We start from the raw sequence: 438 nt of genomic DNA on the forward strand, positions 1-438 counted from the left end.
AGGAGGGCCCGGTGGAAGGAGGGCTCCAGGAACCAGGTCCACCGCCCCCGCTGGTCCTTCCGCAGGACGTACGTGGGCTTCCACTCCCCCTCCCGCCAGGCCACCCAGTAGAGGGGGCGCTGGGGCTCGGGGGAGGCCTCCACCCGCCGCATCCCCTCCCCGGGGAGGGGGTGCGGGGCCAGGAGCATGAGGGGCCAGGTGGGAGGAGGGTTCTCCGGGGGCATCACGCTCACCGGGGCCAGGAGGAGGTGGGCCACGGGGAGGCGGGCCTCCTTCCGGATGGCCCTGGCCTTGGGGGCGATGAGGACCGCGTATTTCTCGTCCAGCTTCTTCACGGCGGCCAAGATTTTCTCCACGGGGACCGTCTGGACCTGCCAGTACCGGTACCCGTCCCGGCTCACCAGGCGCAGGGCCTGGGCCAGGAGGGCCGTCTGGCCT

General features: G+C 72.4%; 1 pseudogene. It reads right to left on the reverse strand.

Features of this window, described 5'->3' with window-relative positions:
• Positions 1-438: pseudogene (locus tag L0D17_RS13295) on the reverse strand (hypothetical protein); the annotation flags it as partial.

The sequence above is a fragment of the Thermus thalpophilus genome (assembly GCF_022760915.1).
Taxonomy (GTDB): Bacteria; Deinococcota; Deinococci; order Deinococcales; family Thermaceae; genus Thermus; species Thermus thalpophilus.